This is a genomic window from Mesorhizobium sp. M0317 (assembly GCF_040321555.1).
In the GTDB taxonomy this organism is placed as follows: Bacteria; Pseudomonadota; Alphaproteobacteria; order Rhizobiales; family Rhizobiaceae; genus Mesorhizobium.
Window position 1 is genome coordinate 21,707 of record NZ_JAMYRV010000022.1, and the last position, 26,508, is coordinate 48,214.

Sequence of the window (26,508 nt, forward strand, 5' to 3'; positions counted from 1 at the left end):
GGCGCTTTTATCTTCGCGGAGTTTTGCATGCTGACCATTTCGGCCGACGCTGTCGACCAGGCGCTGACCTTTCCCGGGCTGGTCGAGACATTGCGCGCGGCCTTCCGCGAGGGTGCTGTGCAACCCGTCCGCCATCATCACGGGGTCGAGCGGCCCGACGGTGCCACATCCACGCTGCTTTTGATGCCGGCGTGGACCGACTTCCATGCGGCCGGCACGTCGGTCGGGGGTCATATCGGCGTCAAGATCGTCACCGTATCGCCCGACAACAACGCCATCGGCAAACCGGCGGTAATGGGGCTCTACCTCCTGCTCAACGGCGCCACCGGCGAGCCCGAAGCGCTGATCGACGGCCAACGGCTGACACAGTGGCGCACCGCTTGCGCCTCGGCGGTGGCGGCCTCCTATCTCGCCCGCGAGGACGCATCGCGGCTTCTGGTGGTCGGCGCCGGCGCGCTGTCGCCGTTCCTCGCCAAGGCGCACTCCGCGGTGCGGCCGATCAAGACCATCCGCATCTGGAACCGCACGCCCGCCAATGCCGAAAAGGTCGCGGCTGATTTGCGCGCGGACGGTTTCAACGCCGAGGCCGCAAGCGATCTCGACGCCGAACTCGCCGAGGCCGACATCGTCTCATCGGCGACGATCACGACGACGCCGCTGGTCAAGGGTGCGCTGCTCAAGCCGGGCGCGCATGTCGATCTGGTCGGCGGCTTCACGCCGACCATGCGCGAGAGCGACGACGACGCGATCGCGCGCGCCCGCGTCTATGTCGACACCCGCGCCGGCGCCACCAAGGAAGCCGGCGACATCGTCCAGCCGCTCGCCTCCGGCGTGCTGAAGCCGGAAGCGATCGTCGCCGATCTGCATGAGCTGGCGCGCGGGGAAAAACAGGGCCGGCAGAGCCCCACTGAGGTCACGCTGTTCAAGTCGGTCGGCGCCGCGCTTGAGGACCTTGCCGCCGGCATTGCCGTCTACAACGCGCTCAAGCAGTAGCGTCTGCGCCGGTTCTGCGATCGAACTTCCTGATCGCTTCCGCGCTGACCGGGGTGAAGAAGTTCACCAGATTGCCATCGGGATCGCGCAGCAGCAGCGACCGGTTACCCCATGGCATCGTCGTCGGCGTCTGTACGAAATCGCCGATGATTTTCGCCAGCCTGCTGTGCTCAGCATCAACATCGGCGACGCGAAACTCGATGATCGCTGAGCGATTGGCGGCCGGCTGCGCCACATCAGTTCCGAACAGGGCCAGCGTGCGGGTGCTGCCGATCGCCAGTGTGCAGGACGGCGTTGCCAGTTCGGCGAAATCGTCTGTGAACCAGGTTGCGGTAAGCCCGGTGATCGTCTCGTAGAATGCCACCAAGGGCTTGATCTGGTCGGTAATGATGCGGATCGAGACGAAGTCCATCTTATTCTCCTGGGGCAAGCGCGACGCTATCTGAAGACAATCGCTTGTCGCACAAGGCTGCTGACAACTTGGTGTCAGCAGCCTTGTCACGGTGTGCCTTGCCCATCCGGCGGCTGGATGCTTCAGCCTGCCTTCATGGCCGCGCCATCGCCTCGGCGATCAGCGCGAAATCATGCGCGGTAATTTCGAACAGGCCAAAGCGCAGCTGGTAACCCCAGTTCGATTTGCCCGCGGTGAAGTCGAGCTGCTCGAGCAGCGGCTTGATCGGCGCTTCCTCGGCCTTGGCCCATTCGACATCCCTGCGGAACGGCGTGAAGCCACCGCCCATGTGGCCCTGATAGGGCTCGCCTTCTCGCACGGTGCCGATTGCCGTGAAGGCCTGCAGGCCGTCCTTCTCGCGCAGAATTGTGGTCGGCGAGTAGTAGATGATGCCGTCGCCGGGCTTGATGCGGCGCAAAGGTGCCGCCTTGCCGTGGTTGACCTGCATGAAGCCGGCCTCGCGGCCGCGCCGGACATGTTCGGCGGAAGCGACCGCGATCCAGTGCGCACTCATTTCTGTTCTCCATTGGCCTGTTCCCCATTGGCCTGTTCTCCGTCGTTCAGCCAGTAGACGCGCAGCCGGTGCTTGTCGGGATCGAGCGCAACGAAGGTGCGGCCGAAGTCCATGTCGGTCGGCGTCTGCAGAACGGTCAAGCCGCGTCCTGCCCAGTCCGTGTAGGCGGCGTCCACCGCATCAGGCCGGTCCAACGCGAAGACGAGCTCCGCACCGCCGCCCGCGGCCGCGGCCGACGGCTCCACCGTGTGGCGCGACCACAGGCCGAGCTTGAAGCCATTGTCGAGCACGAACAGCACGAAGGTCGGCGACGTCTCCACCGGCTGGCGTCCCAGCAGCGCACCGTAGAAGGCGCCGCTCCGCTCCGGGCTGTCGACATAAAGGATGACGAAATTGGGGGTGTTCATGTCTGCTCTCCAGGGTTTCGATTGGAGGAGCATAGGTGACCCCACTGTCAGATTCTGGCAGCAGCGTCTTGTGGGCGCGTGGAAAGGAGCATTAAGCGCCAGGCTGGCGCTTCGGTGCGTCCAGCGTCGCGCGCCATTCCTTCAGCAGCGCCTGCCGACGACGCGGATAGCGGATATCCGTGGTGTTGAGCCCCGACATCCGGTCGGAGCGAAAATGTCTGAAATCCTGCCGCGTCTCGCACCAGGCCACCACCACCCGCACCTTGTCGAAAAAGCCGAGCGCGAATGGCCAGATCAAGCGCTCGGAGGCGGCGCCGCCGGCGTCGCGGTAAAGAAAGCCGAGTTTTCTCTCGTTGCGGATCGCCTGGCGCACCAGGCCAAGGTCGATGCTTTCGACAGCATCGCCGTGCGGCCCGACCAAAAGCGCGGTCGCATCGAGGTCCTCGCGCAGATCATCCGGCAGCACAGCGGCGATCTTGGCCAGCGCGTCGGTGGCGGCGGCCGACAGCCGCTTGTCCGGTTGTCTGGCAACCCAACGCGATCCCAGAACGATGGCCTCGATCTCCTCGTCGGTGAACATCAGCGGCGGCAGCATGAAGCCGGGTTTCAGCACATACCCCAGCCCAGCCTCGCCCTCGATCGGCGCGCCTTGCCCCTGCAGCGTGGCAATGTCGCGGTAGAGCGTTCGGATCGAAACGTCCATCTCGCCGGCAAGCGTGCGACCGCTCACCGGCCGGCGATGCCGGCGCAGGATCTGGATCAAGTCGAGCAGGCGTTCGGAACGGGACATGATTCCAGATTTGCCTGTTTCCTCAGCGAGGTCCACCACCTCAGACATTCGCACGCTGGACCATTTTGTTTGCGCAGCCGGTGACCCTATGTCAAAAGCGGCCTGCCGCCTCCGGAGACGCTCCTGCTTGAAGTCCTTTCGCGACAAACGCCGCGACAACCGTCCGCCCGCAAAGGGCAGGACCGAACAGGCGCGGCCGCAGCCGGAGACCGTACCAGTCCGACCCGAAGCCAGACAGCCACGCCACGAAACAAAACCGGACGACCGGTCTGATCCGAAGCCCGCCCCCCGTATCCTGGCGCGTCGCGAAGGCATCCTGCCCACTGAGCGCCTGCCGGTGATCCTCGAAGTGGCGCCCAATCAGGATTATGCACTGCTCGACAGCGGCGCCGGCGAGAAGCTCGAACAATACGGCCCCTACCGCATCGTGCGGCCCGAGGGACAGGCGATCTGGCAAAAGGCCTTGCCCGCCAGGGACTGGGACCGCGCCGACGCCATCTTCACCGGCGACACCGACGAGGAAGGCATCGGCCGCTGGCGGTTCCCGAAGGTATCGCTGGGCGAGACCTGGCCGATGAAGCATGACGGCATCGACTATCTCGGCCGCTTCACCTCGTTTCGCCATGTCGGCGTCTTCCCCGAGCAGGCTTCGCACTGGGACCATATGGCCAGCCTGATCGCGGCGGCGAAACGCCCGGTCAAGGTGCTGAACCTGTTCGGCTATACCGGTCTCGCCTCACTGGTTGCGGCCCGCGCCGGTGCCGAAGTCACCCATGTCGATGCCTCCAAGAAGGCGGTCGGCTGGGCGCGCGAAAACCAGGAAATGGCCGGTCTCGGCAGCAAGCCGATCCGCTGGATCGTCGACGATGCAGTGAAATTCGCCGAGCGCGAAGAGCGCCGCGGCAGCCGCTACGACATCATCCTGTTCGACCCGCCCGCCTATGGCCGCGGCCCCAAGGGCGAGGTCTGGCAGTTGTTCGAGGACCTGCCCGGCCTGACCGATCTTTGCCGCGCGATCCTGACGCCGAAACCGCTCGCCGTGGTGCTGACCGCCTATTCCATCCGCGCCTCCTTCTTCGCCATCCATGCCTTGATGCGCGACACCTTTGCCGGCATGGGCGGCACGGTTGAATCAGGCGAACTGATCATCCGCGAGCAGTCCGCCGGGCGGGCGCTGTCGACATCGCTGTTTTCGCGCTGGGTGGCCTGAATGCCCCGGAGACCTGAATGCCCGGGAGTCCCGAATGAATGAGCGGCACGCCGGCGCGCCCGGGCAGGTCAAGGAAGTCACCAGCCTTGCCAATCCGCTGATCAAGGACATCAAGGCGCTCGCCCAGAAGAAATTCCGCGACCAGCAGAACGCCTTCATGGCCGAAGGGCTGAAGCTGGTCATCGACGCCCTCGACCTCGGCTGGTCGATCAGGACGCTGGTTTTCGCCAAGGCCGGACGCGGCAATGCGGCGGTCGAAAAGGTGGCGGCGCGCACGGTTGCCGCCGGCGGCACCGTGCTCGAAGTGTCCGAAAAAGTGCTGGTCGCCATCACCCGCCGTGACAATCCGCAAATGGTTGTCGGCGTCTTCCGGCAAAAACTGCTGCCGCTAAGAGACATCCGCGCTCACGACGGCGACGTCTGGGTGGCGCTCGACCGGGTGCGCGATCCCGGCAATCTCGGCACCGTCATCCGCACCGTCGATGCCGTCGGCGCCAAGGGCGTCATCCTGGTCGGCGAGACTACCGATCCTTTTTCTGTCGAGACCGTGCGCGCCACCATGGGCTCGATCTTCGCCGTGCCGGTGACCAAGGCGACGCCGGAAGCATTTCTGGCTTGGCGAAACAGCTTCTCGGGCCTGGTGGTCGGCACCCATCTGAAGGGTTCGGTCGACTACCGCTCGGTCGATTTCTCCCGAGGACCGGTGCTCTTGATGATGGGCAATGAGCAGCAGGGCCTGCCCGACAATCTGGCGGAAAGCTGCGACCGGCTGCTGCGGATTCCGCAGGCCGGCCGCGCCGATTCACTCAATTTGGCGGTCGCCACCGGAATCATGCTGTTCGAGATCCGGCGCGGCGCGCTGAAACTTGCCCCCGAGGACGCCACATCGTGAAATCATGGTCTCCCTATGCGCTGCTGGTGGTGGTGGCAATCGCGCTCGACCAGTGGATAAAGCATCTGATCGAGACCGGCCTCGTCTTCCAGGAAAAGCTCGACCTGGTGCCATTCCTGGCGCTGTTTCGCACCTACAATACCGGCATCGCCTTCTCGATGTTCTCGTCCTTCGGCGACACCGGCCTGGTCGTCATCGCGGTCGTGGTCGTTGCCTTCGTGCTTTATCTGGCGACGCGCACGCCCGCCGGCCATGTGCTGGCCCGCATCGGCTTTGCCCTGATCATCGGCGGCGCGATCGGCAATCTGATCGACCGCGCCGTCTACGGCCACGTCATCGACTATATATTGTTCCACACGCCGGTATGGTCCTTCGCCGTCTTCAACCTTGCCGATGCCTTCATTTCGGTCGGCGCGGCGCTGGTCGTCTTCGACGAGTTCATCGGCTGGCGGCGCGAGGCCAAGCCGCAAGGCCCAGAAGCCTGACGGCCCGACTCTTTTGACCAATTGACCTCGCCGGACGGTCGCCGCACAGTTCGGCCAGAGCCAGCCAATGCCGACCGCCAGCCTTTGCGAAGCCGAGGAGAAGAGATGCCTGAAACCTTCAAAGCCATCCTCGTTTCGCGCGACGCCGAAAAGAAGCAATCGGTCGAGATCGTCGATTTCAGCGAAGCCGATCTGATGGAAGGCGACGTAACTGTCGCGGTCGAGGCGACGACGGTCAACTACAAGGACGGGCTGGCCATCACTGGGAAAGCGCCAGTGATCCGCCGCTGGCCGCTGGTGCCGGGCATCGATTTCGCCGGAACCGTCCTCTCCTCATCGCATGCCGACTGGCGCAAGGGCGACAAGGTCATCCTCAATGGCTGGGGCGTCGGCGAGACGCATTTCGGCGCCTATGCCGGGCGCGCGCGCGTCAACGGCGACTGGCTGGTGCCGTTGCCCGACGGCATCAGCGCGCACGATGCGATGGCGGTCGGCACCGCCGGCTATACGGCCATGCTCAGCGTCATGGCGCTGGAGCGGCACGGCATCCTGCCGGATCGCGGCCCGGTGGTGGTGACGGGTGCAGCCGGCGGCGTTGGGTCGGTCGCGGTCTCGATCCTGTCCAGCCTTGGCTATCACGTCATCGCCTCGACCGGCCGCAACGCCGAAAGCTCCTATCTGATCGACCTCGGTGCCGCCGAAGTGATTTCGCGCGAGGAACTCTCCCAGCCGGCCAAGCCGCTGGCCAAGGAGCGCTGGGCCGGCGGCATCGATGCCGTCGGCAGCCACACGCTGGCCAATGTGCTGTCGATGACCGCCTATGGCGGCGCGGTCGCCGCCTGCGGCCTGGCGGGTGGCATGGATCTGCCGTCGAGCGTCGCCCCGTTCATCCTGCGCGGCGTCTCGCTGCTCGGCATCGATTCGGTGATGGCGCCCAAGGCCGTGCGCCTCGAAGCCTGGCGCCGCATCGGCAGCGATCTCGATCTGCAAAAGCTCGCCGGCCTGTCGACGACCATCGGCTTCGACGACATCATCGCCGCCGCCCACGACATCGTCGAGGGCAAGATCAGGGGGCGCATGGTCGTGGATATGTGAGGCCCCGAAGCCGCCAGAACGGGCGGCAAAAATGCATGACCGCTAAAATTCGAACGATCCGCCGCGCTTTTCCATAATCTCTATCTGGCAAGGAGTTCCGCATGATCGCGGAGTCCGCCAGGAAAGAGAAGAGCCGCGCCGAAAGCATCGACGGGCCGAACCCGGCGACGCCCAAGCGGCAGCATGTTGCCGCGCCGCCGCTGGCGCCGGATTTGCCGCGCCCCACGTCCGAGGGCCTGCCGTTCCTGACGGTGGTCGCCAGTGTCGTGCTGGCGGGCCTCTCCCACCTCACCGGTGCGCCGATCTTCATCACCCTCGGCCTGCTGGCGACAGGCGTTGCCGGCGTCGCCATGCACCTGCGCAACCGCCGCACCGTCCACCGCGCGACGGCCTTGCTCGACGAAACCGCCGCGCGCAGCCGCGCCGAGATCGAGACGCTGGCCGACCGCATGTGGGAGATGCAGGAGAGCGAGGAGCGTTTTCGCGGGCTGATCGATGCGCTCGGCGATCTCGTCGTCCACCGCGACCGCGACGGCCACATCGTCTATGCCAACATGGTTTTCGCCGGCCTCGTCGGAACCGATCAGCGCGACCTTGCCGGCAGGACTCTGGCCGACCTCGGCATCGATGTCGGTATCGTTCCCGACGCCGCCTTTTCGGATCACGAATGCCTGAGTTCCACCGACGTCTCCATCCGCACGCCGAACGGTCCGCGCTGGTTCTCGTGGATCGAACTGTCGGTGCGCGACAAGGATAGCGGCGCCGTCTCGCACCGGGCGATTGCCCGTGACATCACCGCCCGCAAGCGCGCCGAATCCTCGTTGATCACCGCGCGCGAGCGCGCCGAATATGCCAGCCAGGCCAAGTCGCGCTTCCTCGCCACCGTCAGCCATGAGATCCGCACGCCGATGAACGGCATCATGGGCATGGCCAAGCTACTGGCCGACACCAATCTGTCGCCCGAGCAGCGCACCTATGTCGGCGCCGTCTCGACCTCGGCCAGCGCGCTTTTGGCGCTCATCGAAGACCTGCTCGACTATTCCAAGATCGAGGCCGGCCGCTTCGACCCGGAACCGCAGCCGACATCGTTGCGTGAAATTGCCGACAACATCATCGAACTGATGGCGGCGAAAGCCTTCGCCAAGAACATCGGCCTCGGCTGTCATGTCGAGCCCGACGTGCCACAGATGATCATGGCCGATCCGGGAAGAGTCAGGCAGGTGCTGCTCAACCTGATCGGCAATGCGATCAAGTTCACCGACACCGGCGGCGTGCTGGTTTCGGTTGCACGGGCCCGCACCGAGACCAGCGACCGCATCTGCTTCACCGTCGCCGACACCGGCCCTGGCCTGCGCGAAGAGGATATGGAGCGCATCTTCGAGGAGTTCGAACAGTCCGACGGCACCTCGACCCGCACCCATGGCGGCGCCGGCCTCGGTCTGGCCATATCGAGGCGCCTGGTCGCCGCCATGGGCGGTGCCATTTCGGTGTCGAGCCGGCTTGGCGAGGGATCGGAATTCGTCTTCGAGATCCCGGCCGCAGGAGCAACCGAAGCACCGCAGAACCGGCAGAACATCCTCGCCGGCCGGCGCGCCGTGATCGTGTCGAAGAACGCCGTCGAGGCGGACGCCATCGCCCGCACCATCCGCGCCCATGGCGGCGCCGTCGACGTCGCCGCAACCGCTTCCCAGGCGACGCCCTTCGCCGAACATTGCGATGTGCTGTTGATCGACGCGGCCCTGGAGGACGGCGACGGCAGACTGCTCAAGCGCCTGCGCCAGAGTGGCTTTGCCGATTGCGAGGCGATCACGCTGATCGCGCCGACCGACCGCGGCATGCTTGGCGAATTCCGCACCAGCGGCTACGCCACCTTCTTGGCGAGGCCGGTGCGCGGCGAAACCCTGCTGCGCGTGCTGCTGACCAGTCATGCCCCTGCCTTGCCGCCGCCCAAGCCGGAAAAGACCGGCGCGTCCTCGCTTCGTGCCCATGGCGGGCGCCAGCAAGGTTTGTCGGTGCTGATCGCCGAAGACAACGACATCAACGCCATGCTTGCCCGCGCCACGCTTTTGAAGGCGGGACATCGCGTGAAAGTGGTCGGCAATGGCAAGGCCGCGGTCGAGGCGGTGACCGAAGCCGGGCTGAAAAATCGCTTCGATGTGGTGCTGATGGATTTGCACATGCCGGTCATGGACGGGCTGGACGCGATCGCCGCCATCCGCCGCCACGAGGAGGAAATGGCTGTGCCGCCGGTTCCGATCATGGTGCTTTCGGCCGACAGCCAGGAAAAGACCCGCCACACCGTGCTCGCCCATGGCGCCAGCGGCTTTGTCACCAAGCCGCTCGATCCCGACGCGCTGGTCCATGCCGTCGAGGGCCAGGTGGCCGCCTGAATTCATGTCGCTCGAAAATGGCCCCGGTTTTGAGAAGACGACATGCACAAAACAAAGACTTGAAGCGCGTCGCGTGAATCGTCCCAGCGCGACGCGCTTCATGGCGACGCTGGCGCAATCCTCGCGTCACGTAGGTAGCCGAATGAGGGTTTTCGCCAGCCGACGAAGTATTGCCCGTCGCGCCGTATCACGGTACTGTCACAATCCTGTTGCACCTACACCGTATCCCCGTGCCAAGAGGGATGGCTCGAAGGAGAATCACTCGTGCATACAGTTATGCCGGAATGTGACACTCGGCCCAGCGCAGGCGGCGCTTTGCTCGCCGCGCGGAACGCCGATGCCGTCGCAACAGGCGCACCGCTGGGCCGTATCGGCAATCTCGAAGTGCGGCTTGCCCGCAATGAGGCCGAGATCGCCGCCGCGCAGGAAGTGCGCTACCGGGTGTTTTATGACGAGCTTGGCGCCAGGGGGGACCTGTTCCAGGCGCAGGACCGGCGCGACGCCGACCGCTTCGACCCGCTGTGCGACCATCTCCTCGTGCTGGACACTTCGATCTCCGGCCCCGAGCATCGCCGCATCGTCGGCACTTACCGCCTGCTGCGGCAAGAGATTGCGGCGACCGCCGGCGGCTTCTATTCCGAAGGCGAGTTCGAACTGACCAAGCTGATCGCCCGCCATCCCGGCCAGCGCTTCCTTGAGCTCGGCCGCTCCTGCGTGCTGCCGGAATACCGCTCGAAGCGCACCATCGAGGCGCTGTGGCAAGGCATCTGGGCCTACATCAACCACTATGAGATCGGCGTGATGACCGGTTGTGCCTCGTTCCCTGGCACGGTGCCGGCTGCGCATGCCGAGGCGCTCACCTACCTTGCCCATCACTGCCGGACCAACTCCGCCTGGGATGTGCGGGCTGTCTCCGGCCGCTATTGCTCGATGGATCTGATGCCGATCGAGGCGGTCAACGCCAAGGCGGCGATCGCGGCCATGCCGCCGTTGGTCAAGGGCTATCTGCGCGTCGGCGCCCGCATCGGCGACGGCTGCGTCATCGACCGTGAGTTCTCCACGGTCGATGTGTTCGTGGTGATGCCGGTCAAGGAAATCGGCGCCCGCTACGTCAACTATTATGGCGGGGAAGCGCAGCGCTTTGCGGCGTGAGGCAGTAGGCAGTAGGCAGTAGTGAAGGCTGCCGCGAATGCTGACTACCGACTATTCCCTATTCCCTATTCCCTATTCCCTATTCCCTATTCCCTAATCCCTCTCCCTACGGAATATCCTCCGGTCGCCGTCCCGGGCGGCTCTTGTAGGACGGAAAGGTCCAGCCGAATTTCAGCGCGCCGCCGCGCACCAGGAAAGCCGCGACGAAGCCGGCGACATCCGAGGCGAGCGGCGGCAGGCCGGCGAGATCGCCAAGTGTGTAGAGGCCGGCGCCCGCGAGTGCGGCGGTGACGTAGATTTCGGGCCTGAGCAGCACCGATGGCTCGCCGGCCAGCAGATCGCGCAGGATGCCGCCAAATGTGGCGGTCAACACGCCCATAACAACGGAGACGACCGGCGAGCCGGTGATGGCCAGCCCCTTGGCCGCGCCCATTACGGAAAAGGCCGCCAATCCGATGGCGTCGAGCCAGAGCAGCCATTTCCAGCGGGATTCGACGCGGTGGGCGATGAAGAAGACCAGCACCGCAACCGCCGCGCAAACCAGCACATAGCCGGAGTTGGCGACCCAAAAGACGGGCAGGTTGAGGATGACGTCGCGAAGCGTGCCGCCGCCAATGCCGGTAACGCTGGCCAGAAACAGGAAGCCGATAATGTCGAGCTGCTTGCGCGAAGCCGCCAACGCCCCGGTCGCGGCAAAGACGGCGACGCCAGCAAAGTCGAGGAGGTCGATGGGTGTCAGGGACATGAGGTAGTAGGGATTGGGAATTAGGGAAAGTATGAATAACACGAAGCCGCGCGATTGATACGCCTGCCTATTCCCTATTCCCTATTCCCTATTCCCTATCCCCTATCCCCTACTGCCTATTCCTACTCACGCATCCTTCTCGGCCTGCTCGTTCACCGGCCCCGGCTCGACCGGCGCTTCGGTGGCCGCGATCTTGGGGCCGCCCTTGGCGACCCCGACCATGGCCGGCCGCAGCACGCGCTCGCCGATCGAATAGCCCGGCTGCACGACCTGGACGACGGTGTTGGCCGGCACATCGGGATTCGGCACTTCGAACATCGCCTGGTGGAAATTCGGGTCGAACTTCTCACCTTCCGGTTCGAGCTTCTTCACCCCATGCCGTTCCAGCGTCGACAGCATGGCGCGCTCGGTGATCTCGACGCCGTCGATCAGCGCCTTGAAGCCGGCATCTCCGGCCGCTTTCGCCTCGGCGGGGATAGCATCGAGTGCGCGGCGCAGATTGTCCGACACCGACAGCATGTCGCGGGCGAAATTGGCCACCGCATAGGCGCGCGCATCATGCACGTCGCGGGCGGTGCGGCGGCGCAGATTCTCCATCTCGGCCGCGACCCGCAGCGCGCGGTCCTTCAGCTCCTCGTTTTCCTTCAGCAGCCGCACCAGCGCTTCATAGTCGCCGTCGATGCCGCCTTGCGTGCGCTCGGCCTCGGCCGTTTCGATATCCTCGGGCGCGCGTTCGTCTTTTGTCTGGTCGCTCATCGCCATTTCCCGTCATTCGAATGGTTTGGATTTGCGCCCGATATCGAGGTTTGGCGGCCAAAAATCAAGGGGCAAGCCCAGGAGGACGCCCAACAGCAGGCAATGTTGCGGGCTGCCCGTCGGACTTGGTGCGGGGCGCAAGGACGTTCAAAATTAATTCAAACTTTACCGTAACGGCAGCCTTTGCTTGCCAACACCCCGCTATGGGGAACCATTCAAAGCTTGGAGGAGTTTTGAAACCGACACAGGATTTGAGACAATGGACCGCAATACTGCCAACAGAAGCGAAGAGCTCGCCGCCGACATCAGGCGCCAGTTCGGCACCGAGGCGACGACGCGCTTCTTGCGCACCTTGCCGGCCTTCCGCACCGAGGCCGACATTCCCGCCCGTTTCCGGGACCTGCTCGACCGGCTGGACGGCATAGAAGCCAGCATGGCCGGCGGCCGACGCCGTCAATAGCGATGCAATCGCGCGACAATTACGCGCAGTAATTTTGCGTGAGCTTTTCCTTGCGGCAGCGGGACGCCCCGCCTATGCTTCCTGATGAACATGATTTCCCCCGAGACGGCCGCCAACAGCAAGCGCGCCTGGTTGAAGATCCTGGCGCGCTACAAGAAGCCCGACCGGCGACGCAGCACTCTTGAACTCGCCATCACCCTCATTCCTTTCGTTACGCTGTGGGCGCTGTCTTCGGCAGCCTATTCCTATGGCCACTGGTGGGGCTTGATCCTGATCCTTCCCGCCGCCGGTTTTCTGGTGCGGATCTTCATGATCCAGCACGATTGCGGCCACGGCTCCTTCTTCGCCAACCGCACTGCCGACGACTGGATCGGCCGCGCCCTCGGCGTGCTGACGCTGACCCCTTACGATTGCTGGCGGCGCGCGCACGCCACCCATCACGCCAGCGCCGGCAATCTTGACGAGCGCGGCATGGGCGATATCAGGACGTTGACGGTTGCTGAATACCGGCAGCTGTCTTGGCGGGGACGCCTTGCCTATCGTCTCTACCGCCATCCCCTGGTGATGTTCGGCCTCGGGCCGATCTGGCTGTTCATCTTCGAGCAGAGGCTGCCCGTCGGCATGATGCGCGGCGGCCTGACGCCCTGGGTGTCGTCGATGACCACCAATCTCGGCATCGCGGTCGCGGCAGCGCTGCTTATCTGGCTGGTCGGCCCCGGCGCTTTCCTGATCGTCCATTTGCCGATCGTGATCCTGGCCGGATCGGCCGGAATCTGGCTGTTCTACGTCCAGCACCAGTTCGAGGAGACGGAATGGGCGAAGGACGAAGAGTGGGAATTCCAGCGTGCCGCCCTGCACGGCTCGTCCTATTATGATTTGCCGCCGGTGCTGAACTGGTTCACCGGCAATATCGGCGTCCATCACGTGCACCATCTCTCGGCCAAGGTGCCGGGCTACCGGCTGCAGGAAGTGCTGCGCGACTATCCCGAACTGCGCGGCATCGGCCGCGTCACGCTCCTCGACAGCCTGCGCTGCGTCAAGCTGGCGTTGTGGGACGAGAACCGCCGCAAGCTGATCTCGTTTCGCGAAGCGCGGGCCTTGGCCTAAAAGCAATTCCAGCAAAGTGTGAGGCGGTTTTCCGGGCTTTCGCTTGGGAATGCCGTAAGACAAAGAAAAAAACCGCCGCACCGAAGGCGCGGCGGCATCTCCCAAAAACCGGCTCAGGCAGCCTTGCGCTCCTCGCGCATCCAGACCTTGCAGCCCTGATCATGTCAGGCGCCTTTTCGGCGATCATGATGGACGGTGCATTGGTGTTGCCGCCGATGAGCGCCGATTCCTCCCTCGCGCCCGGTGGATATTTCCGTCCGGACAGCCAGGAGAAGGCCCGATCACAGTCTTTGTAAAGACAGGCGGAATTACCGTCGCGTCAGCTGTTGCGAACGCGCCGCCAGGAGTATTTCGGCCCCTTCGGCTCCGACGCTTCGGTCGGCTGATAGTAAAGGCCCAGCCCGCCTGTGCGGCCTTCTTCGAGGCGCTTCAGCAGAACCGGGTTGGAGATCTCGAACTCGTCGAAGCCGAGGCGCAGCATATGCGGCAGCTGGTCGACGAGCACCTGGCCCGTGGCGCGGACCGCGCCCTCGAAATCGTAGCGGCTGCGCAGCAATTCGCCCTTGGAAAACGAGCGGCCGTCGCTGAAGGCCGGAAAGGCCAGCGCCACCAGCGACAGCTGGTCGAGCAGATCCACGACCTTTTCCAGCTGGTCGCCCGGCAGCAATGCGACGCCCAGCCGCTCCTTGGCCGAGCGCCGCACCTCGGCATCGAGGCCGAGAAATGCCTGCAACGGCAGGATGAAGCGGCCATTGCCCGCCAGTGCATCCGCACTTTCGGCATGTGTCCACTCGTCTTCGCGAAAACCCGTCCGGGTCCAGAGGCGGGTCTCCGCTGTGGTCTGTTCAGTCATAGAAAATTCCTAAAGCCCTAAAAATCGAAAGTCCGCGAAAGCCGGTCCACACGAAACCGGCGGCCTCCGAGCGGAAGCCGCCGTTGCAGGCCAGCCTCACCTGAATATCACCATAGCTTAAAGGGATGCGTCGGTCAGCGACACTTCCAGTCCCGACAGATGGATGCCGCACTCGGTTTTGGCATGACCGGCCCAGCGGCCGCTGCGCGCATCCTCTCCCGGCTGCACCGGCTGCGTGCACGGGAAGCAGCCGATCGACAGATAGCCGTACGCAACCAGCGGATTTTCGCGCAGCGCATGCGCGCGCATGTAGTCAGCCTGGTCGGATGTCGTCCAGTGCGCCAGCGGATTGACGCGTACGCGCGGGCCGACCGCCTCGAACACCGGCAGCGCGGCTCGCGTCGCCGCCTGGAAGCGCTTCCGGCCGGTCAGCCAGGCGCGGAAGGGGGCGACGCCGCGCGCCAGCGGCTCGACCTTGCGCACGTCGCAGCAGGCATCGGTATTGCTCTGGTGCAGATTGCCGGTCGGATCGACCCGCTCGAGCGCCGCGTCTTCGGGCTTGATCACCCTGATGTTGGTCAGCCCGAAATCGGCGACCAGCGCATCGCGATAGCCCAGCGTCTCTTCGAAATGCTTGCCGGTGTCCAGGAAGATGACCGGCAGCGTGCGGTCGACCTTGGCGATCATATGCAGCAGGACGGCGGAATCCGCGCCGAAGGACGACACGGCGGCGATCTCGTCATGAAACAATTCGCTCGCCGCGCGTTCGATGATGTCGAGCGGGCTCAGATGTCCATACAGCGCGTCGAAGCCCGCCGCTTTGGCGGCGATGCTGTCGTCGACGTCGACGATGCGGTCAAGCGGCCTTGGTTTCGCCAGCATAGAGCGCCTCCTTGAACGGCGCGGGACCGACACGGCGGTAGGCGTCGATAAAACGTTCACTGGGACCGAGCCGAAGGCCGAGATAGGTGTCGACGATCTGCTCGATGGCGTCCGTGATCTCTTCCGAAGAGAAGCCGCGGCCGATGATTTCGCCAACCGAGGTGTTCTCGTCGGCCGATCCGCCAAGCGTCACCTGGTAGAGTTCGGAGCCTTTCTTCTCGACGCCGAGGATACCGATATGGCCGACATGGTGATGTCCGCAGGCATTGATGCAGCCGGAAATCTTCAGCTTCAATTCGCCGATCTCGCGCTGCCGCTCCAGCGAGGCGAAGCGAAGCGAAATCTCCTGCGCGATCGGGATCGAGCGCGCTGTCGCCAGCGCGCAATAATCGAGGCCAGGGCACGCGATGATGTCGCTGATCAGGTTGGAATTGGCCGTCGCGAGGCCAATGTCGACCAAAGCGTCGTAGACCGCTTTCAAATCGGCGCGCGCCACATGCGGCAGGATCAGGTTCTGCTCATGGCTGACGCGCAGTTCGTCGAACGCGTATTTCTCGGCGATGTCGGCGACCGCTTCCATCTGGCTGTCGGTGGCATCGCCCGGCACCTCGCCGATACCTTTCAGCGAAATCGTCACCGCGGCATAGTCGGGATGGCGATGGGTCACGACATTCTGGTCGAGCCAATCCGAGAAGCTTTTGGAATCGAGCCGCGCCAGCTTGATCGCCGCGTCGCCTTCCGGCCGGGCGGTCAGTGCCGGCGGCGCGAAATAGGCGTCGATGGCACGGATGTCGGCTTCCGGCAGCTTCAGCTCGGCGTCCTTCAGCTCCTGCCATTCGGCCTCGACCTGGCGGGTGATTTCCTCGACGCCGGTCTCGTGGACGAGGATCTTGATGCGCGCCTTGTACTTGTTGTCGCGGCGGCCATAGAGGTTGTACACGCGCAGGATCGCGGTGCAGTAGGACAGCAGGTCGGCTTCCGGCAGGAAGTCGCGGATCTTGCGCGCCACCATCGGCGTGCGGCCCTGGCCGCCACCGACATAGACGGCAAAGCCGAGCTCGCCGGCGGCGTTCTTCTTCAGATGCAGACCGATATCATGCGTCTGGATGGCGGCGCGGTCGCGCTCGGCCCCGGTCACCGCGATCTTGAACTTGCGCGGCAGGAACGAGAATTCCGGATGCACAGACGACCATTGCCGCAGGATCTCGGCATAGGGGCGCGGATCAGCGACCTCGTCGGCGGCGGCGCCGGCAAAGTGATCGGCGGTGACGTTGCGGATGCAATTGCCGCTGGTCTGGATCGCATGCATCTCGACGCTGGCGAGATCGGCCAGGATCGCCGGAATGTCGGACAGCGCCGGCCAGTTGAACTGGATGTTCTGGCGCGTGGTGAAGTGGCCGTAGCCCTTGTCGTATTTGCGCGCGATGTGGCCGAGCATGCGCAGTTGCGCGCTGTTCAGCGTGCCATAGGGCACCGCGATGCGCAGCATGTAGGCGTGCAGCTGCAGGTAGACGCCGTTCATCAGCCGCAGCGGCCGAAACTGATCCTCGGTGATCTCGCCGGACAGCCGGCGTTCGACCTGGTCGCTGAACTCGGCGACGCGGGCCTGGACAAAATCGTGGTCGAACTCATCGTAGCGGTACATGTTTCGTCTTTCAGGGCGCGTCCGCCCGTATTTTGTTAAGCTGCCCGCGCAGCCTGCTTGCCCAGATCTTCCCGGATGGTCGGGCCGGCAGCGCGGATCTTTTCGCGCAGCCGCACCGGCACGACGATGCCATTGACGACTTCAGCGTCGATCAGATTGACGTCGACAACCTGATTGTTGGCGTTGGCCTTGGCGCCGATTGCTTCCAGCCTGTCCTCTGCCGCTTGGTCATGGGCAAGGTCGGCATGGTCGACCGTCTCGGCCCAGCCACCATCGGCGTACCAGACGGCGATGCCGTCGGAGAGGCGGTTTGCGGTCAGTATCTTCATGGCTGGACCTCTGCGTCGGCCGCATTGGCGGCGCTCTCATGACTATGTGCCGCGAGCGGCTCGGAACGTTCAAAGTTGGCGCCGGCAACCGCGTCGCCGATGATGGTCATCACCGGACCGGCCAGATCGGCGCGCTCTTCCAGCGACGGCAAATCGGCCAGCGTGCCGTGGAAACGGCGGCGGTTCTGCAAGCTGGCATTCTCGACCACGGCAACCGCCGTGTCCGGCGACAGGCCGGCCTCGATCAGCCGTCCGGCGACTTCGGCGGCGACCGAGCGGCCCATATAGACGGCGACGGTGGCGCCGGAAATGGCGAGCTTGGCCCAATCCGGCAGCGAATTGCCCTTCAGATCATGGCCGGTGGTGAACACCATCGACGAGGAGACGCCGCGCAGCGTCAGCGGCAGCTCGAAATCGGCGGCGGCGGCAAAGGCGGCGGTGACGCCGGGGACGACATCATAGGCGATGCGGGCATCGCGCAGTGCGGCCATCTCCTCGCCGGCGCGGCCGAACACCAGCGGGTCGCCCGACTTCAGCCGCACGACGCGCTTGCCCTGCCTGCCAAGCTCGACCAGCAGCGCATTGATCTCGGCCTGGCTCTTGGTGTGGCATCCCTTGCGTTTTCCGACCGGCAGCCGCTCGGCGTCGCGGCGGCCCATGGCGACGATCGCCTCCGGCACCAACGCGTCATAGACGATGACGTCGGCTTCCATCAAAAGCCGATGCGCGCGCAGCGTCAGAAGATCCTCAGCACCTGGCCCGGCGCCGACCAGGGCGATATGGCCCGAAGCCGGAGCCTTCGACAGCAACAGATCGGCGGCGGCGTCATGCGCCTGCGAAAGCTCGCCGGCTTCGACGGCGCGCGCCGGTGCACCCTGGAAAAAACTGCTCCAGAACTGGCGGCGTGCGTTGCCTTTCGGCAGCAGCTTTTCGGCGGCACCCCGGAACGAGGCGGCAAGCGCTGCCAGCGGCCCGAGCGACGGCGACAGCATGCGGTCGATGCGGCTGCGCAGCATCTGCGCCAGCACCGGACCCGCGCCTTCCGTGCCGATGGCGATGGCGACCGGGGCGCGGTTGACCAGCGCCGGGGTGAAGAAATCGCACAGCTCCGGCCGGTCGACGGCATTGACCGGAATGCCAAGGCGGCGCGCATCGTCGGCGACGCGGCGGTCGAGCCTCTCGTCGCCGCTGGCGGCAAACACCAAGACCGAGCCTTCGAGATGCGCGGCGTCGTAGGGGGCGTCGATACGGATGGCGCCGGTCGCGGCGATGAAGCTCAGCAATTCGGCATCGGCAACATCGGCGATGATGCGAAGCACAGCACTTGACTGATCGAGCAGCCGCGCCTTGGCCAATGCTTCGACTCCGCCGCCGACGATGGTCACGGCTTCGCCGTCGACCCGCATGAAGACCGGGAACGCGGTGAGCTTGGGATTGGCGTGCGGCATGACGAACAGATTCCGGAACAATTCGGCAGTTTTAGGCGCGGACGCGAAAAAGCTGAAGGAACCCACTCGCGCATCCCCTGACGGGAGGCAATCGCTTTTCCGCAAGCCAAAGGGCCAAGAGAAAAATATTCCACATCCGCATATCAGGCGGATTCAAGCTACTGCCGCAGGCCTTGTTCTGCGGCTCTTTTATCCGGCAGTCGGCCAAGCTGCAAAATTGTTTTTTCTAAATTCTACCAATTTAGTAGATTAAAGCCACCTCCGACATTGCTCGGATAGACGATAGATCGGGCTCGATATGGCTGCGTGCGATCTCGGCGAACGAAGTGGAACGTTCCCGCTTCGCCACGCGTTCTGCCCCTGCCGTAACAGACAATCGTCGGCTGGATTTGAACCTTCAAGCAGGAGCCCGCAAATGAGCAAGATCAACCTGAAACATGGCCTTCTGGTCATGGTGGCCGATGGCGAGAAAGCGCTGTTCCTGAAAAACGAGGGCGACAATCTCTATCCGCACCTGCAGCTCTTCCAGGAGATGAACCAGGACAATCCGGCAACGCGCGAACAAGGCAGCGACAGTCCCGGCCGCTACAATGACGGCCCCTCCGTGCATCGCAGCGCGGTTGAGGAAACCGACTGGCACCGGCAGGGCAAGGAACGCTTTGCCGAAGAGATCGCGGACCGGCTCTACAAGCTCGCCCATCACGGCATCTTCGACGACATCGTGCTGGTCGCGCCGCCGCTGGTGCTCGGCACCATGCGCAAGAAATTACACAAGGAAGTCACCGACAAGGTGCAGGCGGAGATCCCAAAGACACTGACCAACCGCCCGCTGATCGACATCGAGGCCATGCTGCAGGCGGCGTGACGCATCGATCATCCGGTATTGGGGCCGGCAGCGGTGTTGCGGCGGGGCGCGCGCCCATGGTTCCAGCGCCTCTCGCCACCAATTTACGTCTTGCGGGTTGCGTCGCCCATACCCCCTCCACCATATTGAAAAAGGCGGCGGCTTCGGGCGGCGCACACCCGACATTTCCCGAAAGGCGCTCCATAGACAATGCCGCATGACACGCCCCTTATCGCAACCATCGTCGCCGGTCTGGGGCTGGCATTCATCTTCGGGGCGCTCGCCAACCGTTTTCGCATCCCACCGCTGGTCGGCTACCTCGTCGCCGGCGTGCTGGTTGGGCCGAACACGCCCGGCTTCGTCGCCGATGCCGGCCTTGCCAATGAGCTGGCCGAAATCGGCGTCATCCTGCTCATGTTCGGCGTCGGCCTGCATTTCTCGCTGAAGGATCTTCTCTCCGTCCGCGCCATCGCCGTACCCGGCGCCATTGTCCAGATCGGCTTTGCCACCGCGCTGGGCGCCGGCCTTGCCTGGATGCTCGGCTGGTCGATGGGCGCCGGCCTGGTCTTCGGTCTGGCGCTTTCCGTCGCGTCCACAGTGGTGCTGTTGCGCGCGTTGCAGGAGCGACGGCTGATCGAGACCGAGCGCGGCCGCATCGCCGTCGGCTGGCTGATCGTCGAGGACCTCGCCATGGTGCTGGCGCTGGTGCTTTTGCCGGCGTTGGCCGGCGTGCTCGGCGGCCAGCCGCAGGTCGATGACCATGCGAGCCTTTTGTCGCTGCCGGCCAGCTACGGCATCTGGGGCGTCGTCGGCCTCACGCTCGCCAAGGTCGCCGCCTTCGTCATCGTCATGCTGGTGGTCGGCCGCCGGGTCATTCCGTGGATCCTGCATTACGTCGCCCATACCGGCTCGCGCGAACTGTTCCGGCTGGCGGTGCTGGCGATCGCGCTCGGCGTCGCATTCGGCGCCGCCAAACTGTTCGGCGTCTCGCTGGCGCTCGGTGCCTTCTTCGCCGGCATGATCATGAGCGAATCCGAGCTCAGCCACCGCGCGGCGGAGGAATCACTGCCGCTGCGCGACGCCTTCTCGGTGCTGTTCTTCGTCTCGGTCGGCATGCTGTTCGATCCGTTCAGCCTGATGAGCAATGGCTGGCCGATCCTGGCGACGCTGGCCATCATCGTCATCGGCAAGTCGCTGGCCGCCTTCGTTATCGTCATCGCCTTCCGCTATCCGCTGGGAACCGCCTTGATGATCTCGGCCAGCCTCGCGCAGATCGGCGAATTCTCCTTCATCCTGGCCGAGCTCGGCGTCGGGCTGAAGCTGTTGCCCGAACAGGGACGCGAACTGATCCTGGCAGGCGCCATCCTGTCGATCCTGGTCAATCCGCTGATGTTCCTCGCCCTCGACTGGATGAAGCCATGGCTGGACGCGCGCGCCGCCAAGGCAGCACCACCGGAAGAGGCCAAGCCGGTCGGCCCGGCGACGCAGCCCGGACAAGTGGCCTCGGTGGCCGCCGCGGCAAAAGAGAATGGCCCACCGCCACGCACAACGCTTTCGGGCCACACCATCCTGATCGGCTACGGCCGCGTCGGCAGCCTGGTCGGCGCGGCGCTGAAACAGGCATCGCTACCGTTCCTGGTCATCGAGGACGCCGACAAGACGCTGGCGAGGCTCAGAGACGACGGCGTCGAAATCGTCTCCGGCAATGCGGCCAGTGCGGGCGTGTTTGCCGCCGCCAATCCGGAGGGGGCCAAACGCTTGATCCTTGCCATCCCCAACGCGTTCGAGGCCGGGCAGATCGTGCTCAGGGCACGCGCCGCGAATCCCGGCATCAACGTCATAGCGAGGGCCCATTCCGATGCCGGGGTCGAGCATCTCAAAGGCCTCGGCGCCGACACCGTCATCATGGGCGAACGCGAGATCGCCCGCGGCATCGTGCAAGAAGTGCTGGAGTAAAAGCCGATGCCGCCGAAGCCATTGAGCCCTCCCCGGCCTGAGGCTTGCCCACAGGCGCGTTGATTACGCCACGAAGGCGGAGCCGCCATTGTGCGCGACGCTGGCGAGATACTTTGCCGGCGGCTTGCCGAGCGCTTTCTTGAACATGGTGATGAAGGCGGTGACGGAGGCGTAGCCGAGATCGCCCGAAACCTGCTGGACACTCGCACCGGAGGCCAGCTCCCTTATGGCGACGATCAGGTGCAATTGCTGGCGCCAGCGGCCGAAGCTCAGTCCGGTCTCCTTCACCACAAGACGGGCGAGACTGCTTTCTGAGAGCGCGACGCGGCTGGCCCACTCGGCAAGCGTGCTGCGGTCGGCAGGGTCTTGCGCCAACGCATCGGCGATCCGCCGCAAGCGCGGCTCGGCGGAGATCGGCAGATGCAGCTGCTGGACCGGCATGCGCGGCAGTTCGGAGAGCAGGATTGTGGTCAGCAGCACGTCCCTCGCCTCATCCTCCTCCACGCGATCGGCCAGCTCGACGATCAGTTCGCGCAGCAGCGGCGAGATCGACAGCGTGCAGCACCGGTCCGGCAGATCGGCGGCTCCCGGCTCGATATAGACGAAGAAAATCCGCGCATTGGCGGTGGCGATGTTGCTGTGTTCCATACTGCTGGGGATCCACACACCGCAATGCGGCGGCACCATCCACAGACCGCTGGGCACCCGGCATGTGACGCCACCGCCGAGCGCGAAGACGAGCTGGCCCTTGCGGTGCCAATGGGTCGCCACTTCCGCCCTAGTCTCGGTAACCTCGACGCGCACGGCAATCGCAGGTGCCTGCACATCATCGACATCGAAATCGACCCACGGGTAGCGGAGAGGCTGTCTCACAATTGACCGCTTTTAGCGACTATTCGCCATGATAGCTAAATTCTTTGATGCGGGGAGTCGATAGACTCTGGTTCGTGGCTGGCATGTCACAAACCGGCAGGAAGGCTTCCCATGCGCGCGCTTGTCATCTCTCCCGAGAGCATCACCCGGATCAGTCTCGCCGAGGTCGAGGACCCTCGGCCCCTCCCCAACGAAGCGCTTGTCTGCGTCCACGCAACCTCCTTGAACCGCGGTGAATTGCGCCTGCTCACCATACGCCCGGAAGGCTGGATACCTGGCCAGGACGTGGTTGGAGTAATCAAGCGGGCGGCAGCCGATGGCTCCGGGCCTGCCGTCGGCGCCCGGGTTGTGGCTTTGGTCGACGAGGCCGGCTGGGCGCAACGGGTCGCCGTTCCGACCGACCGCCTCGCCGTCATCCCGGACGAGGTCAGCTTCGGGTCCGCCGCCACGCTTCCGGTCGCGGGCACGACGGCGCTCAGGGTCTTGCGCCATGGCGGCGACCTCGCGGGACAGCAGGTGTTGATCACCGGCGCCAGCGGCGCGGTCGGCCGTTTCCAGATCCAGATCGCCCGCGAGCAAGGCGCCGCGGTGACTGCAATCGCCGCCGCCCGGCACGCCGAGGATCTCCGCGGTCTTGGTGCTCACGAAGTCGCCGAGTCGATCGAACTGGCCGAAGGGCCATTCTCTCTGATCACCGAGTCGGTCGGCGGCCAAAGCCTCGCCCATGCCATCGAACGCGTCGCCCCCGGCGGCACCATCGTCATGTTCGGTTCAAGCAGCGGCGAACTCACGCCGGTTGGCTTCAGACAGTTCGTTCCGGGCCATGAGGGAGCGAGGCTTCAGACTTTCGCCTACTACACATCCGGTCCAGCAATTGGCGCGGACATCGCCTCGCTGCTCGCTCTGGTCGCGGCTGGCCGGCTGGAAACCCGTGTGTCCATGACCGTGCCGTGGACAGACATCACCCAGGCCCTGGACGCCCTGCGCCAGCGCAGCTTCAGCGGCAAGGCTGTTCTCACCATCGCCGAATGAGCAGTCTTTCAGTGCTCAGACGTGCTGGCCGCCATTGATGTGGATTTCCGAGCCCGTTACATAGGACGCCTGCTGCGAGCACAGGAAGAAGATGATGTCGGCGACTTCCGAGGTGGCGCCAAGGCGCCTGAGTGGGATCGTCTCGACGATCTTGTCGGTGCCCGGCGACAGGATCGCGGTGTCGATCTCGCCCGGCGCAATCGCATTGACGCGGATACCGTGCGGGCCGAAATCATGCGCCATCTCGCGCGTCAGCGAACCGAGCGCCGCCTTCGAGGTCGCATAGGCGGTGCCGGCGAAAGGATGCACGCGCGTGCCGGCGATCGAGGTGACGTTGACGATCGAACCTTTTGCTGCCGCAAGCTCCTTGAAGAGACCACGCGCGAGCATGATCGGCGCGAAGAAATTCACCTGGAACACATCGCGCCAGACATGCATCGGCGTGTCGATCGAATCCATGCGGCTGTTGCCGTCCTTGAGCTTCGGCGAAATGCCGGCATTGTTGACCAGCGCGTGCAATTGCCCGCCATGCGCTTCCAGCCGGTGACGTATCTCCGAGACGGCGATGCCGACATCTTCCTGGTCGGCGAGATCGACCTTGATGTGGTCCTCTGGGCCGGCCGGCCACGGGCAATCCTCGGCAAAAGCCTGGCGCGAACAGGTGATAACCCGCCAGCCCTCACGCGAAAAGCGCTTGACCGTGGCATGGCCGATGCCGCGGCTGGCTCCGGTCAGCACGATGGTTTTTCTGGTGTCGGTCTCAGCCATGTCTGTCACTCCGGCCGGAGATGTAGCCGAATGCCGCGAAGGTGGCGAGAGGCCGAATTGTCACCGCAGCTCTCATATGAGGAACGGATTGCCAACTCGCATTTGGTTCGAAGCTAGAATGACGAGCCGCTCAGCCGCCGCCGAGAATATCCAGGATTGAGGTTTTCCGCTTCTTGGTCGGGCCGCCGACGCTGCCCGGCGGTACCGGGTGCTTGATCGAGGCCGTGGTGCCGCCGTCCCCAGGCATGTCGAAACCGTCGGCATCGACGGTTTCGGCCGGTCGGCGGACCGGTGCTTGTGCGGGTACAGCAGCAGGTGCCGGCGCGGCAGGCTCAGAACGGCTGACGGCCACGGCAGGCAACGGCGCCGCCTGATTGTTATCGACTGACGGAATATCGTCGGGCACGATGGTGTCGGGCGGCGTCGACTTCCAGGTGCCGGGCAGCGGCCGGACCGGCACACCTTCATGCGCGGCCACCATGAACTCGTGCCAGGCCTGTGCCGGCAGCGCGCCACCGGTGACCTTCTTCATCGGCGTGCCGTCATCATTGCCGAACCACACGCCGGTGGTGAGGTTTGCGGTGTAGCCGACGAACCAGGCGTCGCGCGAATTCTGGCTGGTTCCGGTCTTGCCGGCCGACGGCCAGGCGAAGGCCGCCTTCCTGGCCGTGCCGATCTCGACCGTGCCGGTCATCATCGAGTTCATCATGCCGACAATGTTCTGCTTGACGACGCGCGGCGCGCTGCCGCCATTGTCGTCATAGAGCACCTTGCCTTCGGTCGTGGTGATGCGGCGGATGAAATGGATGTCGGGCTTGTAGCCGCCATTGGCGAACGGCACATAGGCCGATGTCAGCTCCAGCGGCGTCACTTCCGAAGTGCCGAGCGCGATCGAGGTGTTGGCGATCAGATCGGACTGGATGCCCATGCGGTGCGCCGCCTCGACCACCGCGTCGGGGCCGACCTCCATGGTCAGCTGTGCCGCGACAGAATTCAGCGATTTCGCCAGCGCGGTCGCCAGCGTCACCTTGCCGAAATATTTGCCGCCATAATTGTCGGGCGTCCACTTGCCGATCTTGATCGGTGCGTCGTTGCGCACGCTGTCGGGCGTGCGGCCGGCTTCCAGCGCGGCCATATAGACGAACGGCTTGAACGCCGAGCCCGGTTGACGGCGTGCTTCGGAAGCACGGTCGAACTGGCTGGTCGAATAGTCGTAGCCGCCGACCATGGCGCGCACGGCGCCGGAATTGTCGATCGACACCAGCGCGCCCTGGCTGACATTGAGCTTCTTGCCGCTCTCGTCGATCAGCCGGCGGATCGACTGTTCAGCGAGCTTCTGCAGGTTGAGGTCGACGGTGGTGTCGACGACGATGTCGCTGCGCACGTCGCCGATCAGGTCGGGCAGCTCTTCCATGATGGTGTCGGCGACGTAGTTTTCCGAACCGGTCCAGTAGGATGGCGCGCGCGTTGCCGGCGCGCTCATCGCCGAGGCCAGTTCCTTGGCGCTGATCTTGCCTTCGTCGCGCATGGCGGCGAGCACCAGCTGCGAACGCTCCTCCGCCGCCTTCGGGTCGCGCGCCGGCGACAGTCGCGACGGCGCCTTCAAGAGGCCGGCGAGAAGGGCCGCCTCCGAAAGTGTGACATCGCGCGCGCTCTTGCCGAAATAGCGGCGCGAGGCCGCCTCGACGCCATAGGCGCCCGAGCCGAAATAAACCCGGTTGAGGTACATTTCGAGGATCTGGTCCTTGGTATGCTTGTGCTCCAGCCAGAGCGACAGCAGCACTTCCTGCACCTTGCGCTCCAGCGTGCGGTCGGGCTTCAGGAACAGGTTCTTGGCCAGCTGCTGGGTCAGCGTCGAGCCGCCCTGCGAGAAACGCCGGCCCAGAACATTGGTCACCATGGCGCGCGATAGGCCGATCGGGTCGATGCCGAAATGCGAATAAAAGCGGCGATCCTCGATGGCGATGACGGCTTCCGGAATGTAGGGCGACATTTCGTGCAGGCCGACCGCCTCCCCGCCGCTCATGCCGCGGTTGGCAAGCAGTTGCCCGTCGACCGAGACGATCTTGATGTTGGGCGCGCGGTTGGGGATCGACCAGGTGGTGGCCGCCGGCATCTTGGCGCCGTAATAGACGACGATGCCGGCCACCGCGATGCCGCCCCAGATGCAGAGCACGAAGCACCAGTAAAACATCCGCGCCATCACGCCGAACAGCCCGCGCCGGGGTTTGCCGCGCTTGCCGCGTGACGATGATTTTGCCTTGGAGGTTTTGCGCGCCGAAGATGATTTGCGATTGGCCGGCACGACCCGATCCTCCTCGTTCACCGAAAAACCGGCCGCGGATTTCGCCTTTGGCGATCCCTCGAAGCTGGGTTCGATGCGACTGTCTCTGCGGTTCGCCATGCGTTGCGCTGTCTTCCCGGTGTCAAT

General features: G+C 64.6%; 26 protein-coding genes. 12 read left to right on the top strand and 14 right to left on the bottom strand.

Features of this window, described 5'->3' with window-relative positions:
• Positions 1-27 precede the first annotated feature (27 nt).
• A complete protein-coding gene (gene lhpI, locus NKI88_RS16735; RefSeq protein WP_023683067.1) occupies positions 28-993 on the top strand; it encodes a bifunctional Delta(1)-pyrroline-2-carboxylate/Delta(1)-piperideine-2-carboxylate reductase in 966 nt (321 codons plus the stop codon).
• Here lhpI and NKI88_RS16740 read toward each other — a convergent pair.
• The 4 genes from NKI88_RS16740 to NKI88_RS16755 form a co-directional block, all read right to left on the bottom strand.
• Positions 983-1,405 (bottom strand): VOC family protein, encoded by a 423-nt coding sequence (locus tag NKI88_RS16740; RefSeq protein ID WP_023683066.1) that lies wholly within the window; start codon positions 1,403-1,405, stop codon positions 983-985. The two genes, lhpI and NKI88_RS16740, sit on opposite strands and share 11 nt — an antisense overlap.
• A gap of 133 nt (positions 1,406-1,538) precedes the next feature.
• On the bottom strand, positions 1,539-1,958 hold the full coding sequence (locus NKI88_RS16745) for an EVE domain-containing protein (RefSeq protein ID WP_023683065.1): 420 nt from the start codon (positions 1,956-1,958) through the stop codon (positions 1,539-1,541).
• On the bottom strand, positions 1,955-2,365 hold the full coding sequence (locus NKI88_RS16750) for a VOC family protein (RefSeq protein WP_023683064.1): 411 nt from the start codon (positions 2,363-2,365) through the stop codon (positions 1,955-1,957). Before NKI88_RS16750 ends, NKI88_RS16745 begins: the two co-directional genes overlap by 4 nt.
• A gap of 91 nt (positions 2,366-2,456) precedes the next feature.
• Positions 2,457-3,155, bottom strand: coding sequence for a helix-turn-helix transcriptional regulator (locus NKI88_RS16755; protein ID WP_023698199.1), 699 nt, complete (start codon positions 3,153-3,155; stop codon positions 2,457-2,459).
• Positions 3,156-3,282: 127 nt separating this feature from the next.
• Between NKI88_RS16755 and NKI88_RS16760 the strand changes: the two genes are divergently transcribed.
• From NKI88_RS16760 to olsB, 6 genes are all read left to right on the top strand, one after another.
• Positions 3,283-4,365: an RsmD family RNA methyltransferase gene (locus tag NKI88_RS16760; protein ID WP_023817165.1), complete on the top strand. Its 1,083-nt coding sequence runs from the start codon at positions 3,283-3,285 to the stop codon at positions 4,363-4,365.
• Positions 4,366-4,399: 34 nt separating this feature from the next.
• Entirely contained in the window at positions 4,400-5,257 is an 858-nt protein-coding gene (locus tag NKI88_RS16765) for a TrmH family RNA methyltransferase (protein WP_023817164.1), read from the top strand.
• Positions 5,254-5,742 (top strand): signal peptidase II, encoded by a 489-nt coding sequence (gene lspA, locus NKI88_RS16770; RefSeq protein ID WP_023817163.1) that lies wholly within the window; start codon positions 5,254-5,256, stop codon positions 5,740-5,742. The genes NKI88_RS16765 and lspA overlap by 4 nt, the downstream gene beginning before the upstream one ends.
• Before the next feature lie 105 nt (positions 5,743-5,847).
• Positions 5,848-6,837, top strand: coding sequence for an acrylyl-CoA reductase (NADPH) (acuI, locus tag NKI88_RS16775; RefSeq protein ID WP_023669761.1), 990 nt, complete (start codon positions 5,848-5,850; stop codon positions 6,835-6,837).
• Between the two features lie 101 nt (positions 6,838-6,938).
• The gene (locus NKI88_RS16780) at positions 6,939-9,227 is read left to right on the top strand and encodes a response regulator (RefSeq protein ID WP_023817162.1); all 2,289 of its coding nucleotides are present in this window, start codon (positions 6,939-6,941) and stop codon (positions 9,225-9,227) included.
• A 276-nt stretch (positions 9,228-9,503) separates the two neighbouring features.
• Positions 9,504-10,379: a l-ornithine N(alpha)-acyltransferase gene (olsB, locus tag NKI88_RS16785; RefSeq protein WP_023817161.1), complete on the top strand. Its 876-nt coding sequence runs from the start codon at positions 9,504-9,506 to the stop codon at positions 10,377-10,379.
• Between the two features lie 106 nt (positions 10,380-10,485).
• Here olsB and NKI88_RS16790 read toward each other — a convergent pair whose 3' ends face one another.
• A complete protein-coding gene (locus NKI88_RS16790) occupies positions 10,486-11,118 on the bottom strand; it encodes a trimeric intracellular cation channel family protein (RefSeq protein WP_352656266.1) in 633 nt (210 codons plus the stop codon).
• Positions 11,119-11,250: 132 nt separating this feature from the next.
• The gene (grpE, locus tag NKI88_RS16795) at positions 11,251-11,880 is read right to left on the bottom strand and encodes a nucleotide exchange factor GrpE (protein ID WP_023691975.1); all 630 of its coding nucleotides are present in this window, start codon (positions 11,878-11,880) and stop codon (positions 11,251-11,253) included.
• Between the two features lie 259 nt (positions 11,881-12,139).
• On the opposite strand from grpE, the gene NKI88_RS16800 reads away from it, so the two are divergent.
• Together NKI88_RS16800 and NKI88_RS16805 are read left to right on the top strand one after the other, a co-directional pair.
• Positions 12,140-12,340 (top strand): hypothetical protein, encoded by a 201-nt coding sequence (locus NKI88_RS16800; protein WP_352538419.1) that lies wholly within the window; start codon positions 12,140-12,142, stop codon positions 12,338-12,340.
• Between the two features lie 84 nt (positions 12,341-12,424).
• Positions 12,425-13,447, top strand: a complete 1,023-nt coding sequence (locus tag NKI88_RS16805) for a fatty acid desaturase (protein ID WP_023691976.1) — start codon at positions 12,425-12,427, stop codon at positions 13,445-13,447.
• Positions 13,448-13,766: 319 nt separating this feature from the next.
• Here NKI88_RS16805 and NKI88_RS16810 read toward each other — a convergent pair whose 3' ends face one another.
• The 5 genes from NKI88_RS16810 to cysG form a co-directional block, all read right to left on the bottom strand.
• Positions 13,767-14,300, bottom strand: a complete 534-nt coding sequence (locus tag NKI88_RS16810) for a DUF934 domain-containing protein (protein WP_352656212.1) — start codon at positions 14,298-14,300, stop codon at positions 13,767-13,769.
• A gap of 117 nt (positions 14,301-14,417) precedes the next feature.
• Positions 14,418-15,182 carry a phosphoadenylyl-sulfate reductase gene (locus tag NKI88_RS16815; RefSeq protein WP_023698193.1) on the bottom strand — a complete coding sequence of 255 codons (765 nt, stop codon included), beginning with the start codon at positions 15,180-15,182 and terminating at the stop codon, positions 14,418-14,420.
• Positions 15,157-16,827, bottom strand: coding sequence for a nitrite/sulfite reductase (locus NKI88_RS16820; RefSeq protein WP_023683051.1), 1,671 nt, complete (start codon positions 16,825-16,827; stop codon positions 15,157-15,159). Before NKI88_RS16820 ends, NKI88_RS16815 begins: the two co-directional genes overlap by 26 nt.
• A 35-nt stretch (positions 16,828-16,862) precedes the next feature.
• Positions 16,863-17,156 carry a DUF2849 domain-containing protein gene (locus NKI88_RS16825; protein WP_023691980.1) on the bottom strand — a complete coding sequence of 98 codons (294 nt, stop codon included), beginning with the start codon at positions 17,154-17,156 and terminating at the stop codon, positions 16,863-16,865.
• Positions 17,153-18,604, bottom strand: a complete 1,452-nt coding sequence (gene cysG / locus NKI88_RS16830; RefSeq protein ID WP_352656214.1) for a siroheme synthase CysG — start codon at positions 18,602-18,604, stop codon at positions 17,153-17,155. The genes NKI88_RS16825 and cysG overlap by 4 nt, the downstream gene beginning before the upstream one ends.
• Before the next feature lie 415 nt (positions 18,605-19,019).
• Here cysG and NKI88_RS16835 point away from each other — a divergent pair, with 415 nt between their 5' ends.
• Together NKI88_RS16835 and NKI88_RS16840 are read left to right on the top strand one after the other, a co-directional pair.
• A complete protein-coding gene (locus tag NKI88_RS16835) occupies positions 19,020-19,469 on the top strand; it encodes a baeRF12 domain-containing protein (RefSeq protein WP_023704214.1) in 450 nt (149 codons plus the stop codon).
• 189 nt (positions 19,470-19,658) lie between these two features.
• Positions 19,659-21,404: a cation:proton antiporter domain-containing protein gene (locus NKI88_RS16840; RefSeq protein WP_352656216.1), complete on the top strand. Its 1,746-nt coding sequence runs from the start codon at positions 19,659-19,661 to the stop codon at positions 21,402-21,404.
• A gap of 63 nt (positions 21,405-21,467) precedes the next feature.
• Here the strand turns inward: NKI88_RS16840 and NKI88_RS16845 are convergent, their stop codons facing one another.
• The gene (locus tag NKI88_RS16845; RefSeq protein WP_352656218.1) at positions 21,468-22,277 is read right to left on the bottom strand and encodes an AraC family transcriptional regulator; all 810 of its coding nucleotides are present in this window, start codon (positions 22,275-22,277) and stop codon (positions 21,468-21,470) included.
• 111 nt (positions 22,278-22,388) lie between these two features.
• Between NKI88_RS16845 and NKI88_RS16850 the strand changes: the two genes are divergently transcribed.
• Positions 22,389-23,309, top strand: coding sequence for a zinc-binding dehydrogenase (locus NKI88_RS16850; RefSeq protein WP_352656220.1), 921 nt, complete (start codon positions 22,389-22,391; stop codon positions 23,307-23,309).
• 15 nt (positions 23,310-23,324) lie between these two features.
• On the opposite strand, the gene NKI88_RS16855 is transcribed toward NKI88_RS16850, so the two are convergent.
• The gene (locus NKI88_RS16855) at positions 23,325-24,077 is read right to left on the bottom strand and encodes an SDR family NAD(P)-dependent oxidoreductase (protein ID WP_023669777.1); all 753 of its coding nucleotides are present in this window, start codon (positions 24,075-24,077) and stop codon (positions 23,325-23,327) included.
• Positions 24,078-24,207: 130 nt separating this feature from the next.
• Positions 24,208-26,481, bottom strand: a complete 2,274-nt coding sequence (locus tag NKI88_RS16860; protein ID WP_352656222.1) for a transglycosylase domain-containing protein — start codon at positions 26,479-26,481, stop codon at positions 24,208-24,210.
• Between the last annotated feature and the right edge of the window lie 27 nt (positions 26,482-26,508).